Source organism: Rhodococcus sp. P4_C10 (assembly GCF_056402135.1).
The window spans coordinates 1-17,448 of record NZ_JBFUHZ010000061.1 but is presented as its reverse complement, the minus strand read 5'-3'; the positions used below and the strand labels follow the sequence as shown (position 1 = coordinate 17,448).

At 69.8% G+C, this 17,448-nt stretch carries 12 protein-coding genes and 2 pseudogenes; 5 read left to right on the top strand and 9 right to left on the bottom strand.

What is annotated here, in order from left to right; all coding sequences use genetic code 11:
- Positions 1–131: 131 nt before the first annotated feature.
- Positions 132–1,130 (top strand): annotated as a pseudogene (locus AC1DWC_RS25015) (NAD(P)-dependent malic enzyme); the annotation flags it as partial.
- Between the two features lie 141 nt (positions 1,131–1,271).
- Here AC1DWC_RS25015 and AC1DWC_RS25010 read toward each other — a convergent pair.
- The 4 genes and pseudogenes from AC1DWC_RS25010 to AC1DWC_RS24995 all read right to left on the bottom strand — a co-directional run.
- A pseudogene (locus AC1DWC_RS25010) lies at positions 1,272–1,937 on the bottom strand (ABC transporter permease); the annotation flags it as partial.
- On the bottom strand, positions 1,934–2,617 hold the full coding sequence (locus AC1DWC_RS25005) for an ABC transporter permease (RefSeq protein WP_477844318.1): 684 nt from the start codon (positions 2,615–2,617) through the stop codon (positions 1,934–1,936). The gene AC1DWC_RS25005 and the pseudogene AC1DWC_RS25010, both read right to left, overlap by 4 nt.
- On the bottom strand, positions 2,617–3,759 hold the full coding sequence (locus tag AC1DWC_RS25000; protein WP_477912406.1) for an ABC transporter ATP-binding protein: 1,143 nt from the start codon (positions 3,757–3,759) through the stop codon (positions 2,617–2,619). The genes AC1DWC_RS25005 and AC1DWC_RS25000 overlap by 1 nt, the downstream gene beginning before the upstream one ends.
- A gap of 14 nt (positions 3,760–3,773) precedes the next feature.
- On the bottom strand, positions 3,774–4,754 hold the full coding sequence (locus AC1DWC_RS24995) for an ABC transporter substrate-binding protein (protein WP_477912385.1): 981 nt from the start codon (positions 4,752–4,754) through the stop codon (positions 3,774–3,776).
- 164 nt (positions 4,755–4,918) lie between these two features.
- Here AC1DWC_RS24995 and AC1DWC_RS24990 point away from each other — a divergent pair, with 164 nt between their 5' ends.
- Together AC1DWC_RS24990 and AC1DWC_RS24985 are read left to right on the top strand one after the other, a co-directional pair.
- Entirely contained in the window at positions 4,919–5,521 is a 603-nt protein-coding gene (locus AC1DWC_RS24990) for a glycine betaine ABC transporter substrate-binding protein (protein ID WP_477912383.1), read from the top strand.
- 328 nt (positions 5,522–5,849) lie between these two features.
- Positions 5,850–7,784, top strand: coding sequence for a vWA domain-containing protein (locus tag AC1DWC_RS24985; protein ID WP_477912381.1), 1,935 nt, complete (start codon positions 5,850–5,852; stop codon positions 7,782–7,784).
- 74 nt (positions 7,785–7,858) lie between these two features.
- On the opposite strand, the gene AC1DWC_RS24980 is transcribed toward AC1DWC_RS24985, so the two are convergent.
- From AC1DWC_RS24980 to AC1DWC_RS24970, 3 genes are read right to left on the bottom strand one after another with little or no spacing between them, the layout of a single operon-like run.
- Positions 7,859–8,776: an alpha/beta hydrolase gene (locus AC1DWC_RS24980; protein ID WP_477912379.1), complete on the bottom strand. Its 918-nt coding sequence runs from the start codon at positions 8,774–8,776 to the stop codon at positions 7,859–7,861.
- Positions 8,777–8,782: 6 nt separating this feature from the next.
- Positions 8,783–9,619, bottom strand: a complete 837-nt coding sequence (locus AC1DWC_RS24975; RefSeq protein WP_477912377.1) for an SDR family NAD(P)-dependent oxidoreductase — start codon at positions 9,617–9,619, stop codon at positions 8,783–8,785.
- Complete coding sequence (locus AC1DWC_RS24970; RefSeq protein WP_477912375.1) at positions 9,616–11,247, bottom strand: flavin-containing monooxygenase; 1,632 nt, start codon at positions 11,245–11,247, stop codon at positions 9,616–9,618. The genes AC1DWC_RS24975 and AC1DWC_RS24970 overlap by 4 nt, the downstream gene beginning before the upstream one ends.
- A 72-nt stretch (positions 11,248–11,319) precedes the next feature.
- Here AC1DWC_RS24970 and AC1DWC_RS24965 point away from each other — a divergent pair, with 72 nt between their 5' ends.
- Both AC1DWC_RS24965 and AC1DWC_RS24960 read left to right on the top strand, forming a co-directional pair.
- The gene (locus tag AC1DWC_RS24965; protein ID WP_477912373.1) at positions 11,320–11,934 is read left to right on the top strand and encodes a TetR/AcrR family transcriptional regulator; all 615 of its coding nucleotides are present in this window, start codon (positions 11,320–11,322) and stop codon (positions 11,932–11,934) included.
- Positions 11,935–12,131: 197 nt separating this feature from the next.
- Positions 12,132–13,271 (top strand): LLM class flavin-dependent oxidoreductase, encoded by a 1,140-nt coding sequence (locus AC1DWC_RS24960; RefSeq protein ID WP_477912371.1) that lies wholly within the window; start codon positions 12,132–12,134, stop codon positions 13,269–13,271.
- Positions 13,272–13,280: 9 nt separating this feature from the next.
- Here AC1DWC_RS24960 and AC1DWC_RS24955 read toward each other — a convergent pair whose 3' ends face one another.
- Entirely contained in the window at positions 13,281–13,994 is a 714-nt protein-coding gene (locus AC1DWC_RS24955; protein WP_477912369.1) for an AAA family ATPase, read from the bottom strand.
- A gap of 4 nt (positions 13,995–13,998) precedes the next feature.
- On the bottom strand, positions 13,999–17,448 hold a 3,450-nt coding region (locus tag AC1DWC_RS24950), incomplete at its 5' end, for a multifunctional oxoglutarate decarboxylase/oxoglutarate dehydrogenase thiamine pyrophosphate-binding subunit/dihydrolipoyllysine-residue succinyltransferase subunit (RefSeq protein ID WP_477912367.1).

Sequence of the window (17,448 nt, the reverse complement as noted above, 5' to 3'; positions counted from 1 at the left end):
ATCGTGCACCCTCGGTTAGCCTCACCCCACATCTCGAGTATGAACCTGCGGCTGCGTCGAATTTCCCTTCGGCGCTGCTACTTACCAGTAACCCGCCCCCGCGTGGGGGCGGCATGAGTAGGAGTGTCATCGTGTCTCCCGTGTCTGAATCAACCACTCCGTCCAAGGTTGAGTTGACCGACGAAGAGATCTTCGCGGGCCACCTCGGCGGCAAGCTCTCTGTCGAGACCACAGCTCCGCTCGACACCCAGCGAGCGCTGTCCATCGCCTACACCCCCGGCGTCGCCCAGGTGAGCCGCGCCATCCACGCCGACGAGTCGCTGGCCGACCGCTACACGTGGACCAGTCGCCTCGTGGTCGTCGTGAGCGACGGCACCGCGGTGCTCGGCCTCGGCGACATCGGCCCGCGCGCGTCGCTGCCGGTCATGGAGGGCAAGGCCGCGCTGTTCAAGAACTTCGCCGGCCTCAACTCGATCCCGCTGGTGCTCGACACCAAGGATCCCGACGAGATCGTCGAGACGCTGATCCGGCTGCGCCCGAGCTTCGGCGCCGTCAACCTCGAGGACATCTCGGCGCCGCGCTGCTTCGAGATCGAGCGTCGCGTCATCGAGGCCCTCGACTGCCCGGTCATGCACGACGACCAGCACGGCACCGCGATCGTGGTGCTCGCCGCGCTCAAGGGCGCGGTCAAGGTCCAGAACCGCGACATCACCGGCCTGCGCGTCGTGATCTCCGGTGCGGGCGCGGCCGGCGTGGCGTGCGCGAACATCCTGCTGGCAGCGGGGATCTCCGACGTGATCGTGCTCGACTCGAAGGGCATCGTCTCGAGCTCCCGGACCGACCTCAACGAGGTCAAGGTGGACCTGGCCGCCCGCACCAACCCGGCCGGCCTCACCGGTGGCACGGCGGAGGCGCTGGCCGGTGCCGACGTCTTCCTGGGCGTGTCCGCGGGCACCGTCCCCGAGGAGCTCATCGCGACGATGGCCGAGAACTCGATCGTGTTCGCGCTGTCGAACCCCGACCCCGAGATCCACCCCGAGGTGGCGCGCAAGTACGCCGCGATCGTGGCGACCGGGCGCAGCGACTTCCCGAACCAGATCAACAACGTGCTGGCGTTCCCCGGCGTGTTCGCGATGCCTAGACGACGCCCTCGGCGTGGGCGGCGGCCGCGACGGCCTCGGCCACGGCCGGCGCGACCCGCGGGTCGAGCGGGCTGGGGACGATCTTGTCGACGGACAGGTCGTCGGCCGCCCCCCCTTTCCGGTCCCGGTGCGGCGCAGGCGGCCGGTCCCCGGCACCGAGGCCCACACCGCGAGGGCCAGCAGGCCGTCCACGATCAGCGCGAGGGCCGCGACGAGAACGGCGCCGACGAGCACCCGTGGGTAGTCCCGGAGCGCGAGGCCGTCGAAGATGTACCGGCCCAGGCCGCCGAGGTTCACGTAGGCCGCCACCGTCGCGGTCGCGATGATCTGGAGGGTCGCATTGCGCACGCCGCCCAGGATCAGCGGCAGCGCATTGGGCACCTGCACCCGGCCCAGCACCTGCGCCCGGGTCATCCCCATGGCCTCGGCGGCGTCGACCACCAGCGCGTCGACGTTGGCGATGCCCGCGTAGGTACCCGCCAGGATCGGGGGGATCCCCAGCAGCACCAGCGCGAGGATCGGCGGCGTCAGGCCCAGTCCCATGATCAGCACCAGAAAGGTCAGGATGCCGAGGGTGGGCAGCGAGCGCAGCGAGTTGACCAGGCCCACGAGGACCGCCTCGCCCCGCCGGAAGTGGCCGATCAGCAGGCCCAGCGGGATCGCGACGGCGGCGGAGACCAACAGGACCAGCAGGCTGTACCAGAGGTGCTCGAGAATCCTGGCGCCGATGCCGGTGGGTCCGGACCAGTTCGCGGGGTCGCCGATGTACTCGAAGGCGGCGGAGAAGAGGTTCATGCCGGTCCCTCCGTGGCCCGCAGCAGCCCGGCGTCGCGTCGGCCGGGTGCGGACCGCGTCCACGGCGTCAGGAGCCGGCCGGCCAGGTACAGCAGCAGGTCGCACACCAGGGCCAGGAAGACGATCGCGATGATGCCCGCGAGGATCTGGTCGGGGTAGTCGCGCTGGTAGCCGGCGGTGAACAGTTGGCCGAGCCCACCGATGCCGATCAGCGAGCCGACGGACACCAGCGAGATGTTGGTCACCGCGACCACCCGGATCCCCGAGATCAACACCGGCACCGCCAGCGGCAGTTCGACGGTCAGGGCCCGGCGCAGTGGGGTGAACCCCATCGCCGTCGCGGCGTCGACGACCACGGCGGGCACCGAGTCCAGTGCCTCCGGCACCGTGCGCACCAGCAGGGCCGTGGAGTAGACGGCGAGGGCGATCACCACGTTGAGCGGGTCGAGGATGCTCAGGCCGAACAGTTCGGGGACCGTCACGAACAGGGCCAGCGACGGAATGGTGAAGGCGATCGACGCGGCGGTCAGGGTGGTCCGGCGCAGCCAGGGCACGGCACGCACTGCGGTGCCGACCGGGACCGCGACGACAAGGCCGATGAGCAGCGGCGTCAGCGCGAGGTACAGGTGGGTGCGGGCCAGGTCGACGACGTAGTCGAAGTTGTCGAGCAGCCAGCGCATCAGCCGACCGGTTCGTCGTCGAAGAACCGGCGCCCGCGGGCCCGGTCCTCGGCCCGACGCTGGTCCGCGAGCCGGGCGATCACCTCCGCGCCCGACACCCCGCCGACCACCGCGCCCGACTCGTCCACGGCCACACCGATTCCGGACGGCGAGGAGATGGCGGCGTCGAGTGCCTGCCGCAGGTCGCCGCCGAGGTGCAGCAGTGAACCGCCGGCCGCGGTGGAAGCCGCGACCGTGGCGCCGGCGCGGATGCCCTCCACACCGGTGACGTCGATCCAGCCGTGCGGGCGGCGCGCCTCGTCGACCACCAGGACCCACTCGCCCTGACCGAGGCGTAGGGCGCCCAGTTCGGACTCGGTGGCGGTCCGGACCTCGTGCAGCGGCACGTCGTCGGCGGAGCGGAACGACAGGCCCCGGTAGCCGCGGTCGCGGCCGACGAACTCGGCCACGAAATCTGTTGCGGGGGAAGACAGTACGTTCTGTGGGGTGTCGTACTGCTGGAGCCTGCCGCCCGGACCGAACACCGCGACGCGGTCGCCGAGTCGCACCGCCTCGTCGATGTCGTGGGTGACGAAGACGATGGTCTTGCGCAGGTCCGCCTGCAGTCGCTGTATCTCCTGCTGGAGGTCGTGGCGGACCACCGGGTCCACCGCGCTGAACGGCTCGTCCATCAGCAGGATCGGCGGGTCCGCGGCCAGCGCCCGCGCGACGCCGACGCGCTGCTGCTGCCCGCCGGACAACTGCGCCGGGTAGCGGCCGGCCAGCGCCGGGTCCAGGCCCACCCGCTCGAGCACCCCGAGGGCGGCCCGGCGGGCGGCACGGCGGGAGTCGCCGCGCAGCACCGGGACGGTGGCGACGTTGTCGACCACGGTGCGGTGCGGCAGCAGGCCGGCGCCCTGGATGACGTACCCGATGCCCAGTCGCAGCGACACCGGATCGGTGTGCGCCACATCGCGGCCGTTGACGGACACCGTCCCCGAGCTGGGGGTGATCATCCGGTTGACCATCCGCATCGAGGTGGTCTTGCCGCACCCCGACGGCCCCACGAACACGGTCAGTGTCTCGGGCTCGATGCTCAGGTCGAGGTCGTCGACCGCGACGGTGCCGTCGGGGTAGCGCTTGGTGACCGCGGCGAAACTGATCGCCGCCTGAGCGCTCAGGGGACCGGCCGGTCGAGGCCCTGGGCGGCGACCCACACCCGGGCCGCGTCGCCGGGTTCGGTCTTGGTGTCGCCGGACACCGAGTTGTTCAGGGCCACCAGTTCTTCCGTGGTCAGCTTGGCGGAGACCGCGTTCAGGACGGCGGTCAGCCGGTCCGAGTTCTTGGCCGGGCGGAGCACCGGGACCACGTTCTGGGCCGGGAAGTTGTTCTTCGGGTCGGCCAGGACCACGAAGTCGTTCTTGCCGATGGCCGGGGAGGTGGTGAAGATGTTCGCGGCGTCGACCTTGCCGTCCGCGAGCGCATTGACGGTCGCGGGACCGCCGCCGTCCGCGATCGGCACGAAGTTGCCCGGGCTGATCGTGAGCCCGTAGTTCCGCTCCAGCCCGGGCAGGCCGACCGGGCGTTCCTGGAACTCGGCGGGGGCGCCGAAGGTCACCTCCGCGGAGTGCGGCGCCAGGTCGGCGATCGAGGTGAGCCGCCACTGGTCGGCGGTCTGCCGGGTGACCACCACGGCGTCCTTGTTCTCGCCGGGCGCGGGTGCGGTGATGGCGAGGTCGTCCCCGAGCGCCGCCGGCAGTGCGGCGTCCACGTCGGCCGCGGAGGTGGCGGTCGAGGACGGGTCGAGGTACTGCAGCAGGTTGCCCGTGTAGTCCGGGATCAGGTCGATCGAGCCGTCGCGGACCGCCGGGATGTAGGCCTCGCGGCTGCCGATGCCCAGTTTGGTGCTCACGTCGAAACCGTTCGCCCGCAGGGCCTCGGCGTAGACGTTCGCCACCGTCTCCGACTCGGGGAAGTTCGCGGAACCCACCACGATCGTGTTCGGGTCGGAGTTTCCGCCGCCGCCGTCACCGCCGCCGAGCGGGTCGGAGTTGCCGCCGCAGGCGGCGGACGCGGTGAGGGCCACGGCCGTGGCAGCGAGCGCCACCCATCGACGCAGCGCGGGCCGCCGAGCGGGGCGGGATGCGGAGAACGGCATGCGGGTCCTTCCGTCGGTCCGGTGGGGGCACCCACCCGAATTCGGGCTGGTTGCTGCGGCGTCGACGAGCCGGATCTCTCGGCCGCTCGAGATGGTGTTCGCGGACAGTGTAACGATAGGAGCGACATTCGCTGGGCAGAGAAAAGACTGGAGCGTGGCGCGCGATGAAGGCTCGGTTGATCGGTACCGCGTTGGTCACCGCCGGGGTGCTGGCATCGCAGGCGGGCTGCGCGGTCGACTCCACCCGCGTCGAGACGCCGGAGCCGTCCGCGGTGATCGTCGTGGGGGCCGGCCAGTCCGCGGAGAGCCAGGTGGTCGCCGAGATCTACGCGGGAGTGCTGCGCGGCACCGGGTCCCGGGTGGACACGCGGCTGGGGCTGGCGCCGGGCCAGGACCTGACGGAGCTCGACGCGGGCTCGGTGACCCTGGTGCCGGAGTACACGGGCAGGCTGCTCGACCGGGTGCACCCCGGCATCACCGAGAACGATCCCGACAAGGTGTACGAGGAACTGAACAAGTCTCTGCCCGAGGGTCTTTCGGTGTCCGACTACGCGTCGGCCGAGGAGCCGGGGACGGGTACCGACGACGAGCCGCAGAATGTGGTGCCGTTGATGCGGACCGGTGCGCTGACGCAGGCCCAGGTCAAGGCGCTCAACGTGGTTGCGGGAGAGCTCACCTCGGCCGAGCTGGCGGACATGGGCGAGGCCGTGCGGGGCGGCGAGCGCAGCCCTGGCCAGGKGGCCGCGGACTGGCTCGCCGCGCGCTGACGGCTCGGCCGAGTGTGCGCCGGCGGTATCCGACCGCCCGGCGGCGGTGACCGCAACAGTGGCGCAACCCGATCGAGGCGTTGCCAGGTCGCGACGGCAGCGACTGTTCACGGGGCCGAGTGCGGATCCGCCCGGTGGCGGCGGCGCGGGTCTCGCAATGCGCGGGCAACTCGGTGGGGCCACAGTTATTGGGTAGCAGTGTGATTGGGCCCGGGCTCCCGGTGCCCGGCGAGCAGTGCGACCGCGCGAATCGGGTCTGTAGTGTCGGGCACCGGACACAGCAGGCACACAACGCAGGCGGGGGAAGATGCCGAGAATTGCCGAGCGAATGACCAAACTGACCGCGGGGGTGGTCTTGGGACTGATGGGCCTGTCGATGGCGGCACAACCCGCGCGGGCGCAGGAGAGCGTGGAGTCGGCCCCGCAGTATGCGCCGACCATGCTGATTCTCGACGCGTCCGGATCCATGCAGCGTCCGGATCCGGCGGGCACGATGATGGATTCGGCCAGGAACGCCGTCCGCAGCTTTGTCGCCGCGGCACCGGCCGAGTCAAAGGTGGGACTGACGGTGTACGGCACCGGCACCGGAAGCAGCGAGGCGGAGAAGGTCGAGGGCTGCAGTGACGTGCAGGTGCTGCGCAGGCCGGACACCCTGGACCGGGCCGCGCTGACCGGCGCGGTCGACGGCATCAAGGCGAGCGGCTGGACGCCGATGGCCAACGCGTTGCGCCAGGCCGCCGATGCGCTCCCGACCTCGGGGCCGCGCTCGGTGGTGCTGGTTTCAGACGGCGACGACACCTGTGCCCCACCCGATCCGTGTGAGGTCGCCAGGGAATTGAAGAAGCAGGGCGTCGACCTGGTGATGCACGCGATCGGCTTCGCCGTCGACGGGAAGGCCCGCGCTCAGCTCACCTGCATGGCCCAGGCCACCGGAGGGACCTACACCGACGCCGCCGACGGACCGGCACTGGAGCGGACGCTGCCGCGGGTGACCGCTGCCGCGCTGCGCAACTACAAGGTAGCCGGGACACCGATCGCCGGGACGCCGACGTACGACACCGCCCCGGTGGCGATGCCGGGTCAGTACCTGGACACCATCGGCCAGAAGGAGACGCGCTACTACGCGGTCGACATCCCGGAGGGCGCCACGGCGTACTTCAGCGGCACCGTCTCGTTTCCCCGGATACCCGACATCGAGTCCAGCAAGGACAACAACGTTCTCGAGTTGCGGGTCTACGGCGCGGACGGGCGTGACTGCAACGAATTCGAGTTCGAGCAGGCGACGAAGTCCAGCGACGGGGGGGCCCTCACCGTGGCCCAGGCCTTCGAGGGTGCGAGCGAGAGACGCGACGGCAAGAACGTCGATGCCGACAAGTGCAAGGGCGGCGGACGCTACTACTTCGCGCCGACCTGGGACAAGGTCTCGCAGGGGGTGCCGGAGCGGCTGCCGTTGGAACTGCTCGTCGGCGTCGAGCCCGCCGCCACCCATCCCGGCCCGGTCGCGGTGGCTCCGCTGACGGCCTTCACGCGGCCCGCCGGGGCGGGCACCCCCGCGGTCGGTGGCGGGTCCTTCAACGTCGCGTCCGCGCTCGACAGCAGCGGCCGCTACACGGACTCGGTCCAGCCGGGTGAGTTCGTCTTCTACCGGGTCAAGCTGGACTGGGGTCAGGGGCTGGCGTATCGCGTGCACTACGGCGCGAACGGTGGTCGTGGGGTGGAGAACATCTCCAATGTCAGCACCGCGCTGTACTCCCCGACGCGGGAGCGGATCGACTCGGATTTCGCGGCGTACACCGGTACCGACCAGGTGCTGCCCTCGAACAAGGATGCGCTCGCGACCGTGCCGATCCGCTACGGCAACCGCAACTCCGACATCTTCGAGAACCGTACGCAGTCGGTAGCGGGGTGGTACTACATCGCGGTGAAGCTGGGTTCGACCGCCGCGAAGGGTGACAATCTGCCGGTTCCGGTGCAGCTGGACCTCACCGTCACCGGGACGCCGGAGGACGGGCCGAAGTACGCGGACGCCGTCGCCGCAGGGATCTTCGGGGAGAACGCCGCGCCGGCGGGCGCAAGCACCTCGCCGACGGGCGGCGCCGCGTCCACCGGCGATCGCCTCCCCGACAACGTGGCGGACAATGCGGCGGTCGAGGTGGGCACGCCGGACTCGACGTCGTCGACCGCAGCGATCGTGGTGGTCGCGGCGGGGGTTGCCTTGTGCGGCATCGTCGGCTGGCTCGCCGTGCGCAGGCGCCGAAGGTAGGCGGCGGGCACGGCCGAACGGGTGGTTGCCGGCGTTGCCTCTCGGCGTCTGACCCGACAACCACCCTTTCGGTGCTAGCCCGTTGAACTCTCCAGCGCCGAACTCTCCAACGCGCGGCGCAGGAAGCCGCCGAGTTCCCGTACGGCCTCGTCGGCCTCGCGCAGGACCGAGGCCTGCAGGTGCGCTACGTGCCACAGGTCCGGGTACTCCGTGTACTCCACGCAAACCCCTGCGGCGCGCAGCTTCTCGACCAGCGTCAGCACCTGTGGGTACAGCACCTCGGTGGTGCCGATGTGCACCATGGTGGGTGGAAGTCCGGACAGCTCGCCGAGCAGCGGCGCGTAGCCGGGATCGGTCGGGTCGCCCCCGCCCAGGTAGGCATCGGCGGCGCGGTACGACCACCCGGTGTTGACCACGAGATCACGTTCGCGAGGGGCATCCCGGGCGCCGGGGTCCACCCACGGTGCGATCAGACAGAGGGCCGCCGGACGGACTTCGTGCGCGTCGAGCAGCCGGCGCGCGGTGGCCAGTGCGAGTCCGCCGCCCGCCGAATCACCCGCGATGGCAACCTGATCCGCTTCGTAGCCGTGCTCGAGTAGTAGCTCCAGGTAGGCGTCCACCGCGTCGTCCAGTGCCGCCGGGTACGGGTTCTCGGGCGCCCGCCGGTAGTCGAGCACGTACACCGAGGTGTCCGACTCGCGAGCCAGGTGTGCGGCCACCGACCGGTGCGTGGCGAGGGACCCGAGGGTGTAGCCGCCGCCGTGCAGGTACAGCACCGCGTTGCGGCGCTCGGTCGCGCCGACCGTGACCCGTTCGGCGCGCCTGCCGGCGAGCGTCAGCGGGCGGGCCACCGTCCCCGACGGCAGCGTCTGGATCGCCGAACCGGCGTCGAGCAGTGCCCGCGCCACGGTCACCGGCAGCCGCCGGTGCAGCGCGACCCGGTAGAACGGCGCGAGGACGGCGGCCACCAGCGGCCGCGGCAGGTACGGCATCGTCGACTACTTCGCCGACGACTTGGGCATGACCCGCGACGCCAGGATCGCGACGATGCGCTGGTAGCCGGGGCCGACCAGGCGGACCCAGCCGTCGAGGGCCTTCGCGTCGAGGCCGATGAGCACGCGCGGCTTGCTCCTGCGGACCCCGGACACGATGGTCTTGGCCGCGTCCTCGGGCGTGGTCCGCGCCAGCTTCTTGTCGAAGAACTCCGCGAAGGTGGCCAGGTCCTCGCCGGGACCCGCGGTGGCGTTGCGGGCGATCGCGGTCTTGATGCCCCCGGGGTGCACACAGGTCACCTTGACCGGGTGCTTGGCGATGAGCATCTCCTGCCGCAGCGACTCGGTGAAGCCGCGGACCGCGAACTTCGCCGAGTTGTACGCGCTCTGGCCGGGCATCGACAGGAGGCCGAAGAGGCTGGAGATGTTGACCACGTGGCCGTCGCCCGACGCGATGAGGTGCGGCAGGAATGCCTTGGTGCCGTTGACGACTCCCCAGAAGTCGACGTCCATGACCCGCTCGAGGTCCTTGAACTCCGACTTCTCGAATTCTCCGTGGTAGGCGATGCCCGCGTTGTTGTAGACCTGGTTGACCTTGCCGAAGTAGGCGACGACCGCGTCGGCGTACGCGAGCACGGCCTCGCGCTGCGTGACGTCGAGGTGGTCGTCCTTGACCTCGGCGCCGAGCGCCTTGGCCTGCCGGACGGTCTCGGCGAGCCCGACGATGTCCACGTCCGAGAGGGCCAACCGGGCGCCCTCGGCCGCCAGGTTCAGCGCGAGGGCCCGGCCGATGCCGGATCCCGCGCCGGTGATGACCACTACCTTGCCGGTGAAATCGCTCACTGTGCCACAACCTTCTCGTCGTCGTCGGCGGTGCCGACAATGGATTCCGTGTCCCGCGCGATCTCTGCGGCGATCTGGTCCCCGGCCGCAGCCGGTATGTCGCTGCCGACCGTCGGCAGGTCTTTCGTGGCCACACTGCGGTACGCGGCAAGGTCGAACTTACGGAGCATGCTGCGGAATTCGAAGGTGAAACCCGGCCACAGTGTGGTGTTGTTGCCGTGCTTGTCGAGGTACCAGCTGGCGCAGCCGCCGTTGTTCCACACGCTCCGCGAGAGCTTGGCCTGCAGCTCCCGGTTGTACTGGTCCTGCGCGTCCTGTCGGACCTCGACGGTCCCGATGCCGTGCCGGTCGATGGTCTCGAGCGCGTCGACCAGGTAGTTGATCTGCGACTCGATCATGAACACCATCGAGGTGTGGCCGAGGCCGGTGTTCGGGCCGACCAGGAAGAACATGTTGGGGAAGTTCGCGATCGCGGAACCCTTGTAGCCCTGCTGCCCGCTGGCGTCGAAGACGTCCGCGGCAGACCGGCCGTCCTTGCCGAAGATGCCGGCGAACGTGGGGGAGTCGGTGACGTGGAATCCGGTGGCGATCACGATGGCGTCGACCTCACGGGTCGTGCCGCTGCGGTCGACGACCGAGTTGGCGGTGACCTCGGCGATGCCGTCGGTGACCAGTTCGGTGTTTGCCTGAGCCAGTGCCGGGTAGTAGTTGTTCGAGATCAGCATGCGCTTGCAGCCGATCTGGAAGTTCGGGGTGACCTTCTTGCGCAGGTCCTTGTCCTTGATCTGGCGGCGCAGCTGGAGCTGCGCGGTGAACTGCAGCGGCTTCATGAACACCGGCGCCTTGGCCAGGCCGACGACCTGGGTCTCACGCATCCAGTAGATGCCGGCTCGGCACAGTCGCTGGAAGCCCGGAAGGTACTTGAAGGCTAGGTGCTCGGCGGTGGTGTACTCGCGATCCGCACGGGGCAGCACCCACGGCGCGGTGCGCTGGTACACGTCGAGCTTGGAGACGGTCTTCGCGAGCTGCGGGACGATCTGGATGGCGGAGGCGCCGGTGCCGATCACCGCGACCCGCTTGCCGGTCAGGTCGGCGTCGTGGTTCCACTGTGCGGAGTGGAAGATCTCGCCCTGGAAGTCCTCGATGCCCTTGATGTCGGGCAGCGACGGCTCGCAGAGGGCGCCGATCGCGGAGACGACGATCTTGGCCTCGAAGTCGCCCTTCGAGGTGTGCACGTCCCAGCGGGAGGTGGCCGTGTTCCAGTGGGCGGACCGGACGTCGCAGCCGAAGACGTGCTTGTCGAGCACGTTGTACCGGTGTGCCACCGAGGAGATGTACTTCTGGATCTCCGGCTGGGTGGAGAACGAGCGGGTCCACTCGGGGTTGAGGGCGAACGAGTACGAGTACAGGTGCGAGGGCACATCGCAGGCGGCGCCGGGGTAGGTGTTGTCGCGCCAGGTGCCGCCGACCTCGCTGCCGCGTTCGAGTACGAGGAAGTCCCGCTTGCCGGCCTGCGTGAGCTTGATGGCGGCGCCGAGACCGGCGAAGCCGCTACCGATGATCAGCGTGTCGACCGTGCGGACGGCAGCCGTGGTGTCCGAGGCGTTATCTGTAACCGGAAGACTCATGTACCGAAGAATATGGGCTTACTGAGTCTCAGTCAATAGCTTGTTGACTCAGATTCAGTAAGCTTTCAGATCGTGGAGACAGTCAAGCGCACCAGGATGAGCCCGGAGGAGCGACGCGCCCAGCTGATCGACCTGGGGGCCCGGATGCTGGCCGAACGACCGCTGGAACAGATCTCGGTCGAGGAGATCGCGGACCAGGCCGGGGTCTCCCGCGGGCTTCTGTTCCACTACTTCGCGTCCAAGCACGACTACCACCTCGCCATCGTGCGGCACGCCGGCGCCGAGATGCTCGTGCGGACCGAGCCGGACCTGAGCCTGCCGCCCCTCGAGATCCTGCGCTCGTCGGTCGTCGCCTACGTCGACTACGTCAGCGACAACCGCAACAGCTACGTCTCGCTGCTGCGCGGGGCCGCCAGCGGGGACCCGGAGATGCGGGACGAGTTCGAGCGCACCCGCTCGGCGCTGGCGGCGCGGATCATGGACCAGCTTCCGCGGCTCGGGATCGAGCCGGGCGACCGGATCGCCCTCGCCGTGCGCGGCTGGATCGCGTTCGTGGAGGAGACCGCGATCAGCTGGCTGCGCGAGCCTGCCATCAGCCGCGAGGAGCTGATCGACCTGATCGTCACCGCGCTGCCCGCCGTGACCCTGCCCGCGGCGGTGGCGGCCGCGCTGCTGGGCCAGGCCTGACGGACCGGCCGCGCTGATGGGCCAGGCCTGACGGCCCGGCCGCGCTGATGGGCCAGGCCTGACGGCCTGGCTGCGGCCGGATCCGAGTAGCGCGCTACTCGCGCCCGGCGGGCCACCCGCGCGCAAGCTGGGTGGACGAGCACGACCGCCCGGCGCCGGCACGCGGCGGGTGGGCGATCGCGCGGAGGAGCGCGACAATGCGTACCGGAATCATGGCGGCGGCCCTCAACTCGAAGTTCGTTCCCGACCTGCTGCTGCGCGACAGCAAACTCACGGCGGCGATGGCCGGGGCGGACTCGCTCTGGCTCCCGGACCACCTGATCAGCATCCTGCCGTCCTCGATCTGGAGCCCGAAGTACACCGGCGCGGCCAGGCTGGTGCCGCGAATGGACGCCTTCTACGAGCCGTGGACGACGCTCGGCTACCTGGCGGCTCGAAACAGGCTGTCCCGGTTGAGGCTGGGTGTCGGCGTCACCGACAGCGGGCGGCGCAACCCGGCGGTCACCGCGCAGGCCGCCGCCACCTTGCACCTGCTCAGCCGCGGACGCGCCATCCTCGGCATCGGTCCGGGCGAGCGGGAGGGCAACGAGCCGTACGGTGTGGACTGGGCCGCGCCGGTCGCCCGGTTCGAGGAGGCGCTGGCGACCATCCGGGTTCTGTGGGGCTCGGCGGGTCGTCCGGTCAGCCGTGAGTCGGAGTTCTTCCCCCTGCGCGACGCGGTCTTCGACGTCCCGCCGTACCGCGGCACCCGGCCGCAGGTCTGGGTCGGTGCCCACGGGCCTCGGATGTTGCGAGCCGCCGGCAGGTACGCGGACGCGTGGTTCCCCACCTTCTCCCAGCGGCCCAAGGACTACGGCGCGAAGCTCGAGCGGGTGCGCGCGGCCGCGTCCGATGCGGGCAGGGATCCTCATTCGATCACCGCGGCGGGCGTTTTCTTCGTGTTCCCGGTGCGCCACGCCGACGACGAGGACGAGCTGCTGGGGTCGGTCGGGGCCCGGGCCCTCACGCTGTGCGCCCCGGCCGAGGCATGGGCGAGGCACGGCGTCGAGCATCCGATGGGCGCCGACTTCTCGGGCCTGCAGGACCTGCTGCCCCAGACCCTGGACGAGGGCACCGTCCTGGCCCACGTGAAGACGGTTCCGCGGTCCCTGCAGCGGGAGGCGAACATGGTGGGGACGCCGTCCGAGATCCTCGACCAGATGGCGGAATGGAGCGATCACGGGCTCGAGTACGCCGTGCTGGTGAACGCGACCGGAATGGTGCACCCCAGCCTCGTCGAGGGGATGCGCAGCACCGGGCCCTTCGTGCGGGTCCTGCGCGGGCTCAAACGCCTGTGACCGGCGGCCTCACAGGTGCCGCAGGAAACGCTGCGGGTCGTCGAGGAACGATCGCCAGTTGCGCACCAGGTCCAGCTCGTCCCAGCGCGGGCACTCGATGCCGCCGTCGGTGAGTTCCCAGATCTCGGCGCCCGGGCAGGACGCGAGCACGGGGGAGTGGGTCGCCATGATCACCTGTGAGCCCTCGGCGACCAGGTCCGAGATCACGCCGAGCAGGGCCAGGCAGGACTGGAACGACAGCGCCGCCTCCGGCTCGTCGAGAATCCACAGCCCCACACCGATCGGCCGGTCCGCGACGTAACGCAGGAAAGACTGGCCGTGGGAGAGCGCGTTGAACTCCTGGTCGCTCGCCCGGACCCGGGCGGCGTCGGCGTCGCCGAAGAGCGCGTGCATGGACTCCGCCCGCAGGAAGCAGCCGCCGTACGGCGTCGGCTCCGCGCCGACGCAGCGCAGGTGCCGCGGCAGGTCGGAGTCCTCGACGCTGCCGCCCGCCGACCACATCCGGTCCTGGGCGCCGCGGAAGCGGCGCTGCCACCCGCCGGCCACCGCCTCCACCAGCGTGGACTTGCCGGCCCCGTTCTCGCCGACGATCACCGTCACCGGGCAGGTGAAGTCGAGACCGACCCGGCACATCTCGGCGATCGAGGGGACCTGCAGATACCACGAAACCGGGTCGAATCGCTCGTCAGGAGCGAACTCGACCCGGCTCAGTGGCAGCGTCACGTTGTCAGACGGTCGGCAGGAATGCCTCGTCGATGATCTCCTGCTGCTCGACGGCGTGCACCTTGCTCGAACCCGAGGACGGTGCGGACATCGAACGACGCGAGATGCGCTTGATGCCGGTCAGCTTGTCCGAGATCAGCTCGGGCAGCGCGAGGCCGAAGAACGGCCAGGCACCCTGGTTCGCCGGCTCCTCCTGGACCCAGCGGAACTCGGTGGCGTTCGGGTACCGCTCGAGGGTCTCGCGGATACGACGGCTCGGCACCGGGTAGAGCTGCTCGACCCGGACGATCGCGATGTCGTCGCGGTTGTCCTTGTGCTTGGCCGCGAGCAGCTCCCAGTACAGCTTGCCGCTGACCATCAGCACGCGCTTGACCTTGGCACGGTCGCCGCCGCCGGTCTCGTACGTGGGCTCCTCGAACACCGAGCGGAACTTGCCGGTGGTGAAGTCCGCGATGTCCGACACGGCTGCCTTGTTGCGCAGCATCGACTTCGGCGTGAACACCACCAGCGGGCGGCGGATGCCGTCGAGGTGGTGGCGGCGGAGCAGGTGGAAGTAGCTCGCCGGGGTGGACGGCACCGCCACGGTCATCGAGCCCTCGGCACACAGCTGCAGGAACCGCTCGATGCGGCCGGAGGTGTGGTCCGGGCCCTGGCCTTCGTGGCCGTGCGGCAGCAGCAGCACCACGTCGGAGAGCTGGCCCCACTTGGCCTCACCGGACGAGATGAACTCGTCGATGATTGTCTGCGCGCCGTTGACGAAGTCGCCGAACTGCGCCTCCCACAGCACCAGCGCGTCGGGGTTGCCCACCGAGTAGCCGTACTCGAAGCCCACGCCCGCGTACTCGGTCAGCGCCGAGTCGTAGACCATGAACTTGCCGTCGTTGCCGGCGTTCGCCGCGATGGCCGAGATCGGGTTGTACTCGTCGCCGGTCTTGCGGTCGATGAGCACCGCGTGCCGCTGCGTGAACGTGCCGCGGCGCGAGTCCTGGCCGGTCAGGCGCACCAGGGCACCCTGCTCGACCAGCGATCCGAACGCCAGCAGCTCCGCGAACGCCCAGTCGACCTTGCCCTCGCGGGACATCTCGCGACGCTTCTCGATGACCGGCTTGACGCGCGGATGCACGTTGAAGCCCTCGGGCACGTCGACGAACGCATCGCCGATCCGCTCGAGCACGGCCTTGTCGACCGCGGTGGTCAGGCGCGCGGGCGGCGTCTGGTCCAGCTCCACCGACTCCGACGGCTCCGGCTTGAACTTCTCCAGCTCACGGACCTCGTTGAACACCCGCTCGAGCTGGCCCTGGTAGTCGCGGAGGGCGTCTTCCGCTTCCTTGAGCGAGATGTCGCCGCGGCCGATCAGGGACTCGGTGTAGCTCTTGCGGACGCTGCGCTTGGTGTCGATCACGTCGTACATCGCCGGCTGGGTCATCGAGGGGTCGTCGCCCTCGTTGTGACCGCGACGGCGGTAGCAGATCATGTCGATGACGACGTCCTTGCCGAACTGCTCGCGGTAGTCCACGGCCAGCTGGGCGACCCAGACACAGGCCTCGGGGTCGTCGCCGTTCACGTGGAACACGGGAGCGGCGATCATCTTCGCGACGTCGGTGCAGTACTCGGAGGAACGCGAGTGTTCGGGCGCCGTGGTGAAGCCGACCTGGTTGTTGACCACGATGTGCACGGTGCCGCCGGTGCGGTAGCCGCGCAGCAGCGAGAGGTTCAGGGTCTCGGCCACCACGCCCTGGCCGGCGAACGCGGCGTCGCCGTGCAGCATCAGCGGCAGCACGGTGAAGCCTTCCTGGCCCTTGTCCAGGATGTCCTGCTTGGCGCGGACCAGGCCCTCGAGCACCGGGTCGACGGCCTCGAGGTGCGACGGGTTCGCGGTCAGCGAGACGGTGATGTCGTTGTCGCCGAACATCTGGATGTAGGTGCCCTGGGCGCCGAGGTGGTACTTCACGTCGCCGGAGCCGTGGGCGGCCGCCGGGTTCATGTTGCCCTCGAACTCGGTGAAGATCTTCGAGTACGGCTTGCCGACGATGTTGGCGAGCACGTTGAGGCGACCGCGGTGCGGCATGCCGATGACGACCTCGTCGAGCTCGTGCTCGGCGCTCTGGTCGATGACCGCGTCCATCATCGGGATGACCGACTCGGCGCCCTCCAGCGAGAACCGCTTCTGGCCGACGTACTTGGTCTGCAGGAAGGTCTCGAACGCCTCGGCGGCGTTCAGCTTGCTCAGGATGTACTTCTGCTGCGCGACGGTCGGCTTGACGTGCTTGGCCTCGACGCGTTCCTGCAGCCACTTCTGCTGCTTCGGGTCCAGGATGTGCGTGTACTCGACGCCGATGTGACGGCAGTACGCGTCCCGCAGGATCGACAGGACGTCGCGGAGCTTCATCCGGTCCTTGCCGTTGAACCCGCCGACGTTGAACTCGCGGTCGAGGTCCCACAGCGTGAGGTCGTGGGTGGTGACGTCGAGGTCCGGATGCATCCGGAACTTGTCCTTGGTGAACTGCAGCGGGTCGGTGTCCGCCATCAGGTGGCCACGGTTGCGGTACGCCGCGATCAGTTCGAGGACCCGGGTGGTCTTGTCGACCGCCGTGGCGGAGATGTCCTTGCGCCAGCGAACCGGCTCGTAGGGGATCCGCAGCGCGTGGAAGATCTCGTCGTAGAACTCGTCGCTGATCAGCAGGTTGTGGATGGTCCGGAGGAAGTCTCCGGACTCCGCGCCCTGGATGATGCGGTGGTCGTACGTCGAGGTCAGCGTGATCAGCTTGCCGACGCCCAGCTCGGCGATCTTCTCGTCGCTCGAGCCCTGGAACTCGGCCGGGTACTCCATGGCACCGGCGCCGATGATCGCGCCCTGGCCCTGCATGAGCCGCGGCACCGAGTGCACGGTGCCGATGGTGCCCGGGTTGGTCAGCGAGATGGTCACGCCGGCGAAGTCGTCACCGGTCAGCTTGCCGTCGCGGGCGCGGCGGACGATGTCCTCGTACGCGCCGTGGAACTGCGCGAAGTTCATCGACTCGGTGCCCTTGATGGCGGCGACGACGAGCGAGCGGCTGCCGTCCTTGCCCGGGAGGTCGATGGCCAGGCCGAGGTTGGTGCCGGCCGGGGTGATCGCGTTCGGCTTGCCGTCCACCTCGGCGAAGTGCCGGTTCATGTTCGGGAACGCCTTGACGGCCTGCACGATCGCGTAACCCAGCAGGTGGGTGAACGAGATCTTGCCGCCGCGGGTGCGCGCGAGGTGGTTGTTGATCACGATGCGGTTGTCGATCATCAGCTTCGCCGGGATGGCGCGAACGCTGGTCGCAGTCGGGATCGCGAGCGAGGCGGACATGTTCCGGGCGACGGCCGCGGCCGCGCCTCGGAGGATCTTTGCCTCTGCGTCACTGGCGGGCTTGGCGGCGGGCGCCGCGGCGGGCTTGGCGGCCGGGGCCGCGGCCTTCGCTGCTGCCGGGGC

Excerpts from the sequence above, each read along its gene's own strand:
- AC1DWC_RS25005 (WP_477844318.1), bottom strand. The coding sequence starts at position 2,617 with ATGCGCTGGCTGCTCGACAACTTCGACTACGTCGTCGACCTGGCCCGC.
- AC1DWC_RS24995 (WP_477912385.1), bottom strand. The coding sequence starts at position 4,754 with ATGCCGTTCTCCGCATCCCGCCCCGCTCGGCGGCCCGCGCTGCGTCGA.
- AC1DWC_RS24985 (WP_477912381.1), top strand. The coding sequence starts at position 5,850 with ATGACCAAACTGACCGCGGGGGTGGTCTTGGGACTGATGGGCCTGTCG.
- AC1DWC_RS24980 (WP_477912379.1), bottom strand. The coding sequence starts at position 8,776 with ATGCCGTACCTGCCGCGGCCGCTGGTGGCCGCCGTCCTCGCGCCGTTC.
- AC1DWC_RS24970 (WP_477912375.1), bottom strand. The coding sequence starts at position 11,247 with ATGAGTCTTCCGGTTACAGATAACGCCTCGGACACCACGGCTGCCGTC.
- AC1DWC_RS24960 (WP_477912371.1), top strand. The coding sequence starts at position 12,132 with ATGCGTACCGGAATCATGGCGGCGGCCCTCAACTCGAAGTTCGTTCCC.